Annotated in this window: 12 protein-coding genes; 9 read left to right on the forward strand and 3 right to left on the reverse strand. The window is 73.2% G+C overall.

All coding sequences use genetic code 11. The annotated features are described in order from the left end of the window. Nucleotides 1-124 precede the first annotated feature (124 nt). The gene (locus HB370_RS22930) at nucleotides 125-2,008 is read left to right on the forward strand and encodes a hypothetical protein (RefSeq protein WP_037701486.1); all 1,884 of its coding nucleotides are present in this window, start codon (nucleotides 125-127) and stop codon (nucleotides 2,006-2,008) included. Nucleotides 2,009-2,056: 48 nt separating this feature from the next. On the opposite strand, the gene HB370_RS22935 is transcribed toward HB370_RS22930, so the two are convergent. Then, a complete protein-coding gene (locus tag HB370_RS22935) occupies nucleotides 2,057-2,914 on the reverse strand; it encodes a hypothetical protein (protein WP_030781592.1) in 858 nt (285 codons plus the stop codon). 71 nt (nucleotides 2,915-2,985) lie between these two features. On the opposite strand from HB370_RS22935, the gene HB370_RS22940 reads away from it, so the two are divergent. From HB370_RS22940 to ilvD, 4 genes are all read left to right on the forward strand, one after another. Further along, entirely contained in the window at nucleotides 2,986-3,918 is a 933-nt protein-coding gene (locus tag HB370_RS22940; protein ID WP_030781589.1) for a Ppx/GppA phosphatase family protein, read from the forward strand. A 93-nt stretch (nucleotides 3,919-4,011) separates the two neighbouring features. Next, nucleotides 4,012-4,824, forward strand: coding sequence for a sugar phosphate isomerase/epimerase (locus HB370_RS22945; protein ID WP_030781586.1), 813 nt, complete (start codon nucleotides 4,012-4,014; stop codon nucleotides 4,822-4,824). Further along, nucleotides 4,821-5,462: a TetR family transcriptional regulator gene (locus tag HB370_RS22950; RefSeq protein ID WP_030781583.1), complete on the forward strand. Its 642-nt coding sequence runs from the start codon at nucleotides 4,821-4,823 to the stop codon at nucleotides 5,460-5,462. Before HB370_RS22945 ends, HB370_RS22950 begins: the two co-directional genes overlap by 4 nt. Before the next feature lie 133 nt (nucleotides 5,463-5,595). Further along, complete coding sequence (gene ilvD / locus HB370_RS22955; protein WP_030781580.1) at nucleotides 5,596-7,449, forward strand: dihydroxy-acid dehydratase; 1,854 nt, start codon at nucleotides 5,596-5,598, stop codon at nucleotides 7,447-7,449. A gap of 64 nt (nucleotides 7,450-7,513) precedes the next feature. Here the strand turns inward: ilvD and HB370_RS22960 are convergent, their stop codons facing one another. Then, entirely contained in the window at nucleotides 7,514-9,676 is a 2,163-nt protein-coding gene (locus HB370_RS22960) for a serine/threonine-protein kinase (protein ID WP_030781578.1), read from the reverse strand. 159 nt (nucleotides 9,677-9,835) lie between these two features. Between HB370_RS22960 and HB370_RS22965 the strand changes: the two genes are divergently transcribed. The 4 genes from HB370_RS22965 to proC all read left to right on the forward strand — a co-directional run bounded on the left by HB370_RS22965 (nucleotide 9,836) and on the right by proC (nucleotide 12,462). Beyond that, nucleotides 9,836-10,159, forward strand: a complete 324-nt coding sequence (locus HB370_RS22965) for an SH3 domain-containing protein (RefSeq protein ID WP_030781575.1) — start codon at nucleotides 9,836-9,838, stop codon at nucleotides 10,157-10,159. Nucleotides 10,160-10,221: 62 nt separating this feature from the next. Continuing rightward, the gene (locus tag HB370_RS22970; RefSeq protein ID WP_030781572.1) at nucleotides 10,222-10,746 is read left to right on the forward strand and encodes a hypothetical protein; all 525 of its coding nucleotides are present in this window, start codon (nucleotides 10,222-10,224) and stop codon (nucleotides 10,744-10,746) included. A 51-nt stretch (nucleotides 10,747-10,797) separates the two neighbouring features. Beyond that, nucleotides 10,798-11,583 (forward strand): class I SAM-dependent methyltransferase, encoded by a 786-nt coding sequence (locus HB370_RS22975; protein WP_030781569.1) that lies wholly within the window; start codon nucleotides 10,798-10,800, stop codon nucleotides 11,581-11,583. A gap of 66 nt (nucleotides 11,584-11,649) precedes the next feature. Beyond that, nucleotides 11,650-12,462: a pyrroline-5-carboxylate reductase gene (gene proC, locus HB370_RS22980; protein ID WP_030781567.1), complete on the forward strand. Its 813-nt coding sequence runs from the start codon at nucleotides 11,650-11,652 to the stop codon at nucleotides 12,460-12,462. A gap of 64 nt (nucleotides 12,463-12,526) precedes the next feature. Here the strand turns inward: proC and trpS are convergent, their stop codons facing one another. Next, the gene (gene trpS / locus HB370_RS22985; RefSeq protein ID WP_030781565.1) at nucleotides 12,527-13,552 is read right to left on the reverse strand and encodes a tryptophan--tRNA ligase; all 1,026 of its coding nucleotides are present in this window, start codon (nucleotides 13,550-13,552) and stop codon (nucleotides 12,527-12,529) included. Nucleotides 13,553-14,272: the final 720 nt, after the last annotated feature.

Here is a 14,272-nt window from a genome sequence, read left to right on the forward strand (position 1 = left end):
ACCGGGTCCGAAGGTGGAACAAAGCCTTCCTGTCCCCTTATGAGGGATCGTTTCACCCGTATGGATTAAAACTGCTCAAGGTTCCGGAACGGGCACTCCACTGACGCCTACGGTCGCACGGGTGATGAGCAGCAGCCCGGAGACCACCACCCGCACGACGGGGGCGCGCCAGGCGCACAGCGAGGCGTGTGACGCACGACGAGAGGCCCGTGAGGCTGGAGAAGCGCGCGAGGCCCATGAGGCTCGACCAGCACATGAGGCCCGTGAAGCCCGCGAGGCGCGGGAAGTCCGTGAGGCGCGCGACCGCGCCGCCGCGCGTGCCATCGCCCAGCGCACGCCGGCTCGCTACGAGCCGTATCTGGACGGCCTGTTCACCTACTGTCTGTCGGTGCTGTGCGACCACGACGCGGCCACCGCCGCCCTCGCCGACGCCCTCACGGTGGCCGAGCGGCGCGGCCACCGCCTTCCCGACTCCGCCGACGACCTCAGAGCCTGGCTGTACGCCCTGTCCCGCTGGGCGTGCCTGCGCAGACTGGCCGAGCCGAAGCCGAAACGCCAGGGAGCGCACGCGGCGGGACGGGCCGGAGCGGAGAGGGGCGCGGGGAGAGGGGCCGGGGCCGGTTTCGGGGCCGGTGTCGGCAGGAGCGGCGGAAGAAGCGCCGGCAGGGGGGTGGGGAAAGGGCCCGGGAGCGGCGTCCCGGAGGCGGCGGCTCCCGCGCCGGAGGCCGAGGATCGGCGGCGCCGTGAACTCGCCCTGCTGGCCTGGCCGGAGGCGGCCGGTACCACTCCGGAGCAGCGCGAGGCCCTGGAACTCGCCGTCCGTCACCACCTCACCGCCCACGAGGTCGCCGCCGTCCTCGGCATGCAGCCGCCCGCCGCGCGCGACCTGCTCGCCTCCGCCGCCTGCGAGGTCGAGCGCACCCGCGCGGCCCTCGCCGTCGTGGAGGCGGGCGGCTGTCCCGGCGTGGCCCACCTCACCGGCGACGGCCGGCTGGTCCTGGGCACCGCCCTGCGCCGCGAGCTGGTCCGGCACGTGGACGACTGTCCGCGCTGCCGTCGTACCGCCGAGCGCGCCGTTCCCGGCCGCTGGCCCGGCGCCATGGTCACCCCCGCCGAACTGCCCGTCCTCCAGGCCCCGCGCACGGCCCTCCACATGACCCTGGCGCACCAGCCACGCGCGCGTGGCGCGGCCGTACCCCGTTTCGACCGGCGCGGCTTCCCGATGGGACCCAAGGACCGGGCGGCCCGCCGGGAGCGGCTGCGGGCGCGGGCCGTCACGACGACGGTGGTCGCCACGGTCGTCGCCGCGCCGGTCCTGGCACTGTGGGCCGCGTACCGGGGCGGGCCGGCCGGGGAGGGCGACGGCCCGTCCGCGACCGCGCGCGAGGCACCGGGCCCCGACGCGCTCGGCGACGGCCCGGCCGGGACCTACGAGAACGCCGGGAACGCCAGTACCAAGGCGGGCCCGCGCCTGCGCGGCGACGGGAAGGCGGATGTCTCCGTGCAGGTCGTCAGCGTCGGTGGAACGGGGCGCGGGGACGCGGCCCGGCTGACGGTCGGCGCGGCGAACGACGGCGACACCACGCTGATCACCCTCACGGCGTCCTCGGGGTCGTCCGACATCCGCTGGTCGGTCTCCACGTCGGCCCCGTGGCTGTACTTCAGCCGGTCCTCGGGGACCCTCGCCCCCGGCCGGACCCTGACGATCAAGGTGTACGTCGACCACCTGCGCGAGCCGTCCGGCCCCTGGCACGCGCGCGTGGCCGTGGCCCCGGCGGGCGCGGTGGTCTCCATCGACGGCTACGGCACGGCACCGTCGCGCCCGGCCCCGCGCCCGTCGTCCGCACCGCCCTCTCCGGCCCCGTCCACGCCGGCCACCACCCCGCCGACGAGTTCCTCTCCGCCCCCGGACCCGACCCCGCCCCCGTCGAGCCCGCCCCCGTCCACCCCGGAAACCCCGGCCCCGACCCCGCCCGAAACGCAGACGCCGAGCCCTGCGGGGAGTTAGAGGGGGCGAGGGGCAACGACTCACCCGGCCCGCGCGACGACCCCGGGGTCAGCCCACCGGATCCGCGGGGTGCGGTGCCACCAGGGGCAGCTGGGAGGCCAGGCGCTGCTCGCACAGTTCCACGAGGCGGTCGTAGCCGGCCTTGCCCATCAGTTCCGTCAGTTCGGCGCGGTAGGAGACGTAGACCGGTTCGCCCGCACCGTGGGCCGAGGTCGCCGAGGTGCACCACCAGTGCAGGTCGTGGCCGCCGGGACCCCAGCCCCGGCGGTCGTACTCGCCGATGGACACCTGGAGCACGCGCGTGTCGTCCGGGCGGTCGATCCAGTCGTAGGTCCGCCGGATCGGCAGCTGCCAGCACACGTCCGGCTTGGTCTCCAGCGGCTCCCGGCCCTCCTTGAGGGCCAGGATGTGCAGCGAGCAGCCCGCGCCGCCCGCGAACCCGGGCCGGTTCTGGAAGATGCAGGAGCCCTGGAACGGCCGCGTCTGCCGGGAGCCCTCCTCGTCCTCGGAGATCCAGCCGCCGCGCGTGCCCTCGTCGTGGTGCTGCCAGATCTCCGGGGTGAGCCGCGCCACGTGCTCGGCGACCCGCTTCTCGTCGTCCTCGTCGGAGAAGTGCGCACCCAGCGAGCAGCACCCGTCGTCGGCACGGCCCGCCTGGATGCCCTGACAGCCGCTGCCGAAGATGCAGTTCCAGCGGGAGGTCAGCCAGGTCAGATCGCACCGGAAGACCTGTTCCTCGTCCGCCGGGTCCGGGAACTCCACCCAGGCGCGGGCGAAGTCGAGACCCTTCTCGTCGCTCACCCTCGCCTCCTCGGGAGCCATGACGGACTTGCGCTTCTTGTCCGTCTTGTCGACCTTGCCAGCCTTGTCGGCCTTGTCGAGATTGGCCTTTTTCGTCTTTGGCACCCGTCCAGGGTAAGTGGCCGGGGACCACCGGGGACACCGAGGACGGCCACTGTGGCAGTAGCGTTCCGTACATGAGACTCGGTGTCCTGGATGTGGGTTCGAACACGGTGCATCTGCTGGTGGTGGACGCCCACCCCGGCGCGCGCCCGCTGCCCGCGCACTCCCACAAGGTCGAACTCCGGCTCGCCCAGCTCCTCGACGACAGCGGTGCCATAGGCGAGGACGGCATAGACAAGCTGATCGACGTCGTACAGGACGCGCTCCAGGCCGCCGAGGACAAGGGCGTCGAGGACCTGCTGCCGTTCGCGACCTCCGCCGTCCGCGAGGCCGGAAACGCCGACGACGTCCTGGGGCGCGTGGCCGACAAGACCGGCGTACGGCTCCAGGTCCTCAGCGGCGCCGAGGAGGCCCGGCTCACCTTCCTCGCCGTACGCCGCTGGTTCGGCTGGTCCGCCGGAAAGCTGCTGGTCCTGGACATCGGCGGCGGCTCCCTGGAGATCGCCTACGGCATGGACGAGGAGCCGGACGCGGCGGTCTCCCTGCCGCTCGGCGCCGGCCGCCTCACCGCCGGCTGGCTGCCCGGCGACCCGCCCGCCCCGGAGGACGTCCGCGCCCTGCGCCGCCACGTCCGCACCGAGATCGCCCGCACCGTCGGCGAGTTCGTCCGCTTCGGCGCCCCCGACCACGTGGTGGCCACCTCCAAGACCTTCAAGCAGCTCGCGCGCATCGCCGGCGCCGCCCGCAGCACCGACGGCCTCTATGTCCAGCGGGAACTCAAACGCCAGTCCCTGGAGGCGTGGGTCCCGAAACTCGCGGGCATGACCGCCGCCCAGCGCGCCGGACTCCCCGGGGTGTCCGAGGGCAGGGCCGGCCAGCTGCTCGCGGGCGCCCTGGTGGCCGAGGGCGCGATGGACCTCTTCGGCGTGGAGAAACTCGAGATCTGCCCGTGGGCCCTGCGCGAGGGCGTGATCCTGCGGCGCCTCGACCACATGGGCTCCGCCTAGCGCACCCGCCCCCGCAGCCGCGCAAATGGCGAACGTCACAACGGTGAACAGGCACACAGCGCCCGGGCCTTCCCACGCCGTAAGGTGACGAGCGTGGCTGAACCAACGGACGTGCGCATCGCGCTCTCGACCGCCTCCGTCTACCCGGAGTCCACGGCGACGGCCTTCGAGATCGCCGCGCGCCTCGGTTACGACGGTGTCGAGGTCATGGTGTGGACCGACCCGGTGAGCCAGGACATCGAGGCGCTGCGCCGCCTGTCGGACTACCACGGCGTCCCCATCCTGGCCGTCCACGCCCCCTGTCTGCTGATCACCCAGCGGGTGTGGACCACCGACCCCTGGACGAAGCTCCGCCGGGCCCGGGCGGCGGCGGAGAAGCTCGGTGCCTCCACCGTCGTCGTCCACCCGCCGTTCCGCTGGCAGCGCCAGTACGCCCGGGGCTTCGTCGAGGGCATCTGGCGGATGGCGGACGAGACGGACGTGCGGTTCGCCGTCGAGAACATGTACCCGTGGCGCTACCGCGACCGCGAGATGCTCGCCTACGCCCCCGACTGGGACGTCACCCACAACGACTACCGGCACTTCACGATCGACCTCAGCCACACGGCGACGGCCCGCACCGACGCCCTGGACATGGTCGACCGCATGGGCGACCGGCTCGGGCACGTCCACCTCGCCGACGGCCGCGGCTCGGCCAAGGACGAGCACCTGGTGCCCGGCCGCGGCACCCAGCCCTGCGCCGAGCTGCTGGAACGCCTGGTGCGCACCGGCTTCGACGGTCATGTGGTGATCGAGGTCAACACCCGGCGCGCGATGTCCGGCGCCGAGCGCGAGGCCGACCTCGCCGAGGCCCTGGCCTTCACCCGCACCCACCTGAGCGCGGCCGTACGGGTACCCCGCCGATGACCGCGCCCCGCCCCCCGGCCACGGACGGCGCCGCCCCCCGGCCTCCCGCCCGCCGCCGGGGCCGCCCCCCGCGCACCGAGTCCGCCGGCACCCGGGACCGTATCCTCGCCGCCGCCCGCGAGGAGTTCTCCGCGCGCGGGTACGAGAAGACGTCCGTACGCGGCATCGCCAAGGCCGCCGGGGTGGACTCCGCGCTGGTGCACCACTACTTCGGCACCAAGGAGCAGGTCTTCGAGGCGGCGATCGAGGTCGCCTTCGCCCCCGCGCTGGCCGCGCCGGACGCGATCGCCGAGGGTCCGGCGGACGGGGTCGGCGAGCGGCTGACCCGGTTCGTGCTCGGCATCTGGGAGGACCCCGCCACCCGGGCCCCGCTGCTGGCGATCGTGCGCTCGGCCGTCGACAACGACACGGCCGCCGCCGTCCTGCGCCGTCTGGTCGCCGCCCAGCTGATGCGCCGCATCGCCGCCCGGCTCCAGCTGCCGGACGCGGAGCTGCGCGCCGAACTGGCCGCCGCCCAGCTGGTGGGCTGTGCCATGCTGCGGTACGTGATCAGGCTGGAGCCGCTGGCGTCGGCGGACTTGGAGCAGATCATCGTCCGTGTCGCACCCGTCGTGCAGATCCATCTGACGGCCCCCTGAAAAGCCGCCCGCCGGGAGTCGTCCCGGGCCTCCGATGGAACAGACGTCCCGGTATTCGGACACCTTGTCCCGCCAGCTGGATGAGCGGCGTACGCTCGACAACAGGCACACCCGTCTGAAGGAGCGAGCGACGATGCCCGAGCTGAGGTCCCGCACAGTCACCCACGGCCGCAACATGGCGGGCGCCCGCGCCCTTATGCGCGCCTCCGGTGTACCCGGTGCGGACATCGGCCGGAAGCCGATCATCGCCGTCGCGAACTCCTTCACCGAGTTCGTGCCCGGCCACACCCACCTCCAGCCGGTCGGCCGGATCGTCAGCGAGGCGATCAAGGAGGCCGGCGGCATCCCGCGCGAGTTCAACACCATCGCGGTCGACGACGGCATCGCCATGGGCCACGGCGGCATGCTGTACTCCCTGCCGTCCCGCGACCTGATCGCGGACTCGGTCGAGTACATGGTCGAGGCCCACTGCGCCGACGCCCTGGTCTGCATCTCCAACTGCGACAAGATCACCCCGGGCATGCTGATGGCGGCCCTGCGCCTGAACATCCCGACGGTGTTCGTCTCCGGCGGCCCCATGGAGTCCGGCCGCGCCACCCTGGTCGACGGCACGGTCCGCACGCTCGACCTGGTCGACGCGATCTCCGACGCCGTCAACGACAAGGTCTCCGACGAGGACATCCTCCGCATCGAGGAGAACGCCTGCCCGACCTGCGGCAGCTGTTCCGGCATGTTCACCGCCAACTCGATGAACTGCCTGACCGAGGCCATCGGCCTGTCCCTGCCCGGCAACGGCTCGGTCCTCGCCACCCACACCGCCCGCCGCGCCCTGTACGAGAACGCGGCCCGCACGGTCATGGACCTCACCCGCCGCTACTACGAGCAGGACGACGACACCGTCCTGCCCCGCAACATCGCCACCTTCCAGGCCTTCGAGAACGCCATGGCCCTGGACATCGCGATGGGCGGCTCCACCAACACGATCCTGCACCTGCTGGCCGCCGCCCAGGAAGCGGGCGTCCCGTTCGGCCTGAACGAGATCGACGCCGTCTCCCGCCGCGTGCCCTGCCTGGCGAAGGTCGCCCCGAACGTCGCCAAGGACCGCACGTACTACATGGAGGACGTGCACCGCGCCGGCGGCATCCCGGCCCTGCTGGGCGAGCTGCACCGGGCCGGCCTGCTCAACGAGGACGTGCACGCCGTGCACAGCCCGTCCCTGGCCGACTGGCTGAAGACCTGGGACATCCGCGGCGGCTCGCCCTCGCCCGAGGCGGTCGAGCTGTGGCACGCGGCGCCCGGCTGCGTCCGCTCCGCCGAGGCATTCTCCCAGTCCGAGCGCTGGGAGGCCCTGGACGAGGACGCCGAGAACGGCTGCATCCGCTCCGCGGAGCACGCCTACTCCAAGGACGGCGGCCTGGCCGTGCTGCGCGGCAACCTCGCGGTCGACGGCTGCGTGGTGAAGACGGCCGGCGTGGACGAGTCGATCTGGACCTTCGAGGGCCCGGCGGTCGTCTGCGAGTCCCAGGAGGAGGCCGTCCAGCGGATCCTCACCCAGGAGGTCAAGGACGGCGACGTCGTCGTCATCCGCTACGAGGGCCCCAAGGGCGGCCCCGGCATGCAGGAGATGCTGTACCCGACCTCGTACCTGAAGGGCCGCGGCCTGGGCAAGACCTGCGCCCTGATCACCGACGGCCGCTTCTCCGGCGGCACCTCGGGCCTGTCCATCGGCCACGCCTCCCCCGAGGCGGCCTCCGGCGGCACCATCGCCCTGGTCCAGGACGGCGACCGGATCCGCATCGACATCCCGAACCGCACGATCGAGCTGCTGGTCGACGACGCCGAGCTGGCCCGCCGCGAGCAGGCCCTGAACGGCGTCTACGCCCCGAAGAACCGCGACCGCAAGGTCTCCGCCGCCCTGCGTGCCTACGCCGCGATGGCCACGAGCGCCGACAAGGGCGCGGTGCGCGACGTGTCCCGCCTCGGCTGACCGCTGACCGACAAGGGCCGCCCTCCCGATGGGGGCGGCCCTTTCGTCGTCCACGGCACCGGTGTCACCAGGCGCCCGGCGCGCGGCCGTCCACGGTGAACACCGTGCCGTCCGGCGCGGTCGCGCAGACCCGGGCGCCGACCGGCACCGGAGCGGGCGGTGTGCTCATGACCCGCGCCGAGTCGGCGCCCAGCCGCGCGGGCGTCTGCCCCACCAGCCGCCCCTTCGCCGCGTCCACGGCGAGCAGCCGGCCGTCGCCCGAGGTCAGATACACCCGCCCGTCCCGCGCGACCGGCAGCGAACCACGGCTCACCGACGTCTCCAGATGCCACAGCCGCCTGCCCGCCGCCACGTCCACGGCGTCCAGGGAACCGCCGGTGGCCAGCACGTAGACGACGTCCCCGCGCACGGTGGCGTGCGCGCCGTCGAGCACGGCGGGCAGCGCCACCCGCCGGGTCGCACCCGTCGCGGGGGTGTAGCGGACGACCTCCCGGGCGCCGTAGCCGCTGTCCATCGCCAGGAAGAACACCGACCCGTCGGCCGCCCGCGCGCCGACCGGCTTGAGCCAGCCGCGCAGCCGCACGTCCCACCGCACCCGGCCGCTCGCCGGATCCACGGCGGTCACCCGGGTGTGCCCGCCGTCGGCGGACGTACGGGTCGCATAGGCCGAGGGCCCGCCGGGGAACGCGACGAAGGACGGCGCGCCCTGCCCGGGCACGGCCCCGTGCCAGCGGGTACGGCCGGTCGCGCCGTCCACGCCGGTGACCGTGCCGTCGGCGGCGGTGAGCAGGGCCGTGTCACCGGCGTACCGCACCGTCGTGCCCACGGGCAGCCGGCGCCGCCACACCTCCTCGCCCGTGGCCGGGTCCAGCCCGGCGAGCCGGGAGCCGCCGTCGGTGTACGGCTGCACCAGGCCGCCGGAGACGACCGGCGGACCGCTCGTGGCCCGGGTGTCCACCGCCTGCCGCCACAGCAGCCGGCCGTCGGCCGCGCCGAGCGCGTACACGACCCCCGGCCGCGCGCAGAACAGCTTCCCGGTGTCGTACGAACACTGCGGCATGCCCTCGCCGCCGACCGCAGGCCGGGCCGTCCAGCCGCCGGAGGCCGCCGTCAGGGCCGGCGCGGCCGGGGGAGCCTGATCGTTTCTCCCGGTCGCCCACACCGCGGCGAGCCCTCCGGCCAGCGCCAGCCCGACCACCCCGGCCACCAGCGCCGCCGACCGCCCGCGACCGAGCCGCCACTTCGGGCGCCCCCCGGCACCGGCGGCCACCGGCTCCGACACCCGACCGCGACCGGGCCGCCACTTCGGGCGCCGCCCGGGACGCGGGGACTCGGACACCGGTGCGGGAGCGTCCCCGCCCGTCCGCTGCGCCGGTATGAACGCCTGGGTGTCGTACGAGGCCGCCACCGAGCGCAGCTCCCGCATCAGCTCGTCCGGCGTGGGCCGGTCCTCCGGCTCCTTGGCCAGACACCGCCGCACCAGCGGCGCGAGCCCCAGCGGCACCCCGGTCAGATCGGGCTCGTCGTGCACGACCTGGTAGGCGACGATGTAGGGACTGTCGGAGTCGAACGGGCCGCGCCCGGTGGCCGCGTGCACGATCACCGAGCCCAGCGCGAAGACATCGGCGGCCGGCCCGACCTCGCGGGGCCGCCGGAACTGCTCCGGCGCCATGAACGGCGGGGTGCCGATCAGCTTTCCCGTCTCGGTGCGCAGCTCGCTGTCCTTGGGCCGGGAGATCCCGAAGTCGATGACCTTCGGCCCGTCCTCGGCGAGCAGCACGTTGCCGGGCTTCAGATCCCGGTGCACCACCCCGACCCGGTGGATGTCGCGCAGCGCCTCGGCCAGCCCCGCCATCAGCCGGCGCAACTGCTCCGGAGTCATGGGGCCGTTCCGCTTCACGTGCTCCGAGAGGGTCGGCCCGGGGATGTACAGGGTGGCCATCCAGGGCCGCTCGGCCTCCGGATCGGCATCGACGACGGGCGCGGTGAAGGCGCCGCTGACCCGGCGGGCGGCGGCCACCTCCTGCCGGAAACGCCCCCTGAACTCGGGATCCCGGGCGAACTCCGCGTGGACGACCTTCACCGCGAGCTTCATCCCCGAGGTGCTCCGGGCGAGATGGACGACCCCCATGCCGCCGGAGCCCAGAGAGGACTCCAGCCGGTAGTGGCCGGCGTATTCCGGAAGCTCCGCTTCCGCGTTCGCCCCGGCATTGCGCTGTGGCGCCATGGACCACCCCCGTGCTGTTCGTCCGCGCGCGCGACGCACGGAGCCTAGTCGATGACTCGTACGGGACTAAGGCGGCTTGCTAGCGTCTGCCCCCGAGTCGCGCACACGTTCCGCGCCGGCTCGCACCGAGTTCGCAAGCGACGGGGGAGGACCACTTTCATGTCTGTCGACACACAAGAGGCCGGGGGCGTGGACGAGGGCCGGGTCGGCCTGACCACGCAGGCGGCCGCGGCCGTACGCACCTACGCCGTCGCCCCGGGCGTCCGGCTGAACGTCCGCAGCGGCCCGGGCACCCAGTACAACCTGGTCCGCGTGCTCCCGGAGGGCGTCCGCCTGCCGATCTACTGCCAGACCCCCGGCACCACGGTCTCCGGCCCCTACGGCACGACCAACATCTGGGACCTCATCGACAACGGCGAGTACGTCTCGGACGCCTACGTCCACACCGGCAGCGACGGCTACATCGCCCCCCGCTGCGGCTGACCGCACGCACCAGGCCGGGCCCCGGCCGGGAGACCGTCCCCGGCCGGGGCGATAATCGTGCCGTGAGCGACGAAACCGGCACCCAGGACAGCGCGGCCGGCCCCATCGGCGACACGGAGCGGGACGGCGGCCCCCGCCCCGAGCCCCTGCGGTTCTTCGGCACCTCCTGGGTCGGCCACGACAACGGCTACGCGGCCCGCCGCGCCGGCGTCGCCGTCGGCTCCCTCGCCGCCGCGGCCGTCTCCTGCCTGGTGCTCCGCCTCGCCTACGAAGGCATCCGGATCGCCGACACCGGTCCCTTCGTGAGCGTCCTCATCGTGGTGATGTTCGCGATCTGCAGCGCCTTCGCCTTCCGCAACACCTGGGAGGGCTTCGGCAAGCGGCACGACCCGCAGCGCCAGGCCTCCCTGCGCGGCATGCTCGCCATCGGCTTCGTCGGCTCCCTCCTCGCCTACTTCGTCCGCTCCCTCGTCGAGGCGCCGGGCGAGAAACTGCACCGCGAGGAGTACGAGAAGGCCCGCGAGGCCCACGCCCGCCGCACCACCCGCCGCACCGGCAACCCCTCCCGCAAGAAGCGCCGCCGCTGAACCGCCGCGCGGGGTTCCCGCACCTCACCGGGATGCCGTAGACCTGAGCACATGACAGCCGCCCCGCCGCCCGCCGACCCGCACGCCGCCCGCGCCGGATCCTTCAACGCCGTCGCCGCCCGGTACGCCGCGAACCGGCCCTCCTATCCGCCCGCCCTCCTCGACGCCGTCGAGGAACTGGCCGGCCGCCCCCTGTCCGGCGCCAAGGCCGTGGACGTCGGCGCGGGCACCGGGATCGCCAGCACCCTGCTGCACGCCCGCGGCGCCGACGTCCTCGCCGTCGAACCCGGAGCGGGCATGGCCGCCGAGTTCCGCCGCGCCCTGCCGCACATCCCGCTCGTCCGGGGCGACGGCAACGCCCTGCCCCTCGCCGACGCCGGCGCCGACCTGATCACCTACGCCCAGTCCTGGCACTGGACCGACCCGGCGCGCTCGGTGCCGGAGGCGCTCCGCGTCCTGCGCCCGGGCGGCGCGCTGGCCCTGTGGTGGAACACCAACGCCCAGGACGTCGACTGGATCGCCGAGGCCGCCGGCCGGGCCGGCCGCTCCCTCGGCATCGACGTCGCCGCCGAGCAGCGCAAGGCCGGCGAACGCGTCGAACAGGCCGACCCCAGCGGACGCCTGGACTTCACCCGCCGCACGATCCGCTGGAGCCGCCGGGTACCGATCGACACCCACCTCGCCAATGTCGCCACCCACTCCGCCCTCCTCGTCGTCCCCGAGGAGCGGGCGGCGGCCTTCCTGGAACAGGAGCGCGCCCACCTCCTGGAGGTCTTCCCGGACGGCGTGGTCGAGGAGACCTACGACGTCCTCCTCGTCGTCGCCCGCACTCCCTGACCCGCCGCCGTTCCGCCCACCGGACAACCGGCCCGCACCGCGCACCCCGGTGCCAGACTGATCCGCATGAGCCAGAAAGTCGCAGTCCTCGGCACCGGCAAGATCGGCGAAGCCCTGCTCAGCGGAATGATCCGGGCCGGCTGGGCCCCCGCCGACCTCCTGGTCACCGCCCGCCGCCCCGAACGCGCCGAAGAACTCCGCGCCCGTTACGGCGTCAACCCGGTCACCAACAGCGAGGCCGCCAAGACCGCCGACACCCTGATCCTCACGGTCAAGCCGCAGGACATGGGCACCCTCCTGGACGAACTCGCCCCGCACCTGCCCGCCGACCGCCTCGTCATCAGCGGAGCGGCCGGCATCCCCACCTCCTTCTTCGAGGAGCGCCTGGCGCCGGGCACCCCCGTCGTCCGGGTCATGACCAACACGCCCGCCCTCGTGGACGAGGCCATGTCGGTCATCTCCGCCGGCAGCCACGCCACCGAGCAGCACCTCGCGCACGCCGAGGAGATCTTCGGCGGTGTCGGCAAGACCCTGCGCGTCCCCGAGTCCCAGCAGGACGCCTGCACCGCGCTGTCCGGCTCCGGCCCGGCCTACTTCTTCTACCTGGTCGAAGCCATGACCGACGCCGGCATCCTGCTCGGCCTGCCCCGCGACAAGGCCCACGAGCTGATCGTCCAGTCCGCGATCGGCGCCGCCGTGATGCTCCGCGACAGCGGCGAGCACCCCGTCAAGCTCCGGGAGAACGTCACCTCCCCGGCCGGCACCACCATCAACGCCATCCGCGAGCTGGAGAACCACGGCGTACGGGCCGCGCTCATCGCCGCCCTCGAAGCCGCCCGCGACCGCAGCCGCGAACTCGCCTCCGGCAAGAAGGACTGACGGCCCCGGCCCCCGCGGGCGGCGGCCACCGCCGCCCGCGAGAACCTGTTCCGCGAGAACCTGTCTACGGAGCGGCGCTCAGCGAGGGCTCCGCCACGGGCGGCAGCAGCCCGATCGCCCGGTAGGCCGTATCGACCGTCGGCCGGGCCAGCTCCCGCGCCTTCCGCGCGCCCTCGCGCAGCACCCCCTCCACATACGCCGGATCGGCGCACAGCTCCCGGTGCCGGTCCCGCACCGGCCGCAGCACCTCCACCACGGCCTCCGCGGTGTCCTTCTTCAAGGAGCCGTACGAGTCGTAACCGGCCGCCAGCGACTCGGGGCTCCCGCCCGTGCACGCCGCGAGGATGTCCAGCAGATTGGCGAGGCCCGGCCGCGCCGCCCGGTCGTGGACGACCTCCCGCCCGCTGTCCGTCACGGCCCGCAGCACCTTCTTGCGCACCACGTCCGGCTCGTCCAGCAGATAGACGACCCCGGTCCCCGACTCGTCCGACTTCCCCATCTTCCGCGTCGGGTCCTGGAGGTTCATCACCCGCGCGGCCACCGGCGGCAGCGTCGTGCGCGGCACCACGAACGTGTGCCCGTAGCGCTGGTTGAACCGCACCGCCACATCCCGGGCCAGCTCCACGTGCTGCGTCTGGTCCTCGCCGACCGGCACCTCGTCCGCGCCGTACGCCAGGATGTCCGCCGCCATCAGCACCGGGTACGTCAGCAGTGACAGCCGCAGGCTCCCGCCGCGCTCCCGCTGTTTCGCGGCCTTCTCCTTGTACTGGATCATCCGCCGCATCTCGCCGTCGGTCGCCACGCACTCCAGCAGGTACGACAGCCGGGTGTGCTCGTCCACGTGGCTCTGCAGGAAGAGGGTGCACACCTCGGGATCGAGCCCGGCCGCCAGCAGCAGCGTCGCCGTCTGCCGGCTGAGCCTGCGCAACCGCGCCGGGTCGTGGTCCACGGTCAGCGCGTGCAGGTCCACCACGCAGAACAGCGAATCGGCCCGGTGCTGGTCCACCTCGGCCCAGCGCCGCATGGCCCCCAGGTAGTTGCCGAGGGTCAGGTGCCCGGTCGGCTGGATCCCGCTGAAAACCCGGGTCATGTCCACTCCACCTTCTGGTCGGGACCGCCGCCCCTGCGGCCGGCCCCCTCAGACCCGGAGGGAGAGACGAGAACGGCCGCCGAAGCGGCGGCCGTTGAGTGCATACGTGAGTACGGCCGCCGTCAGGCGGCCCACCAGAGCTGGGTGCACGTACGCGTCATCACGTCGTCCACAGTACGCCTCAGGGGTGCTCCACGGCAGCGGGTTGACACGCCTCCCGCCGATCCGTAGTGTTCTCCGAGTTGTCCGACGTGAGCGCCGACTCCGGTCGGTCCCCGGACAGCCATTCCGCAAGCACCACCCACTCATCGACGCTCCGGCGCCGACTGCTTTGGCGTGCGTATTTGCGAAATGAGGAATCCGCGTTCGAAAGGACGCCGGCCCCCGATTAGCTCGGGAGCCAGGAATCCGCTAAAGTCTCACTCGTCGGAACGGCCCAACAGCCGCGAAGACAAACCCCGCTGACCGGGGATCAGACGCCGAAAGGATCTGATAGAGTCGGAACCGCCGGAAAGGGAAACGCGAGAGCGGGAACCTGGAAAGCACCGAGGAAATCGGATCGAAAAAAGATCTGATAGAGTCGGAAACGCAAGACCGAAGGGAAGCGCCCGGAGGAAAGCCCGAGAGGGTGAGTACAAAGGAAGCGACCGTTCCTTGAGAACTCAACAGCGTGCCAAAAGTCAACGCCAGATATGTTGATACCCCGTCTCCAGCATCAGC

Origin of the sequence: Streptomyces sp. DSM 40868, from assembly GCF_011820545.1 — a bacterium.
Taxonomy (GTDB): domain Bacteria; phylum Actinomycetota; class Actinomycetes; order Streptomycetales; family Streptomycetaceae; genus Streptomyces; species Streptomyces eurythermus.